This window comes from Sandarakinorhabdus rubra, assembly GCF_010994245.1.
In the GTDB taxonomy this organism is placed as follows: domain Bacteria; phylum Pseudomonadota; class Alphaproteobacteria; order Sphingomonadales; family Sphingomonadaceae; genus Sandarakinorhabdus; species Sandarakinorhabdus rubra.
In genome coordinates, this window is record NZ_WMHO01000451.1 from 1 (window position 1) to 630 (window position 630).

A 630-nucleotide genomic window follows, 5' to 3' on the forward strand; every position below is an offset into this window, starting at 1 on the left:
GGGGATCGGTGGGGGCACGATGTCCGCCGGCCAGGGCGGCGCCTCGCGGGCCAGCGGCGCCTCGACGCGGAAGCGCCCGCCCGACAGGTCGCGGATCAGGTCGGCGCGGGCGAGATAGGTCTTCCCCGGTGTCTGCAACCCCACCACCCAGCGCCAGCCCAGCGTGTTGCTGGCCGGGCAGGCATCGAGCAGGTGCTTGTAGAAGAAGGCCGCGCCCAGCTGCCACGGCAGCCTGAGGGTGAAGCACCAGATGCTGGCAAAGCTCATCCGCACATGGTTGTGCAGCCAGCCGGTTTCGGTGAGTTCATGCACCCAGGCGTCGAAACAGTCGATGCCCGTGGTGCCGGCAAGCGCCTGCTGGTAACGGCGCTGCCATTTGCCGTCCTCGGCCAGCATCGCCTCCATGCGCACCACGTCGGCCTGCCAGCGCGTCCAGATCTCCGGGCGCTGGGCGAGCCAGCCGACCCAGTAGGTCCGCCAGCAGACTTCCTGCACGAACTTTTCCGCGCCCGCAAAGCCGTGCGCGGCCACCGCCGCCGCCGCCACCTCGGCCTCGCTGACAAGGCGCCGGCGGATGGCGGGGGACAGCAGCGAGGTGGTGGCCCGGCCATCCGGCCCGCCATCGTGGTT

At 71.0% G+C, this 630-nt stretch carries 1 protein-coding gene; it reads right to left on the bottom strand.

Annotated features, from left to right (window positions below; translation table 11 throughout):
• The coding region (locus tag GJV64_RS15215) for an FAD-binding domain-containing protein (RefSeq protein ID WP_328799214.1) at positions 1-630 on the bottom strand (630 nt) is incomplete at both ends.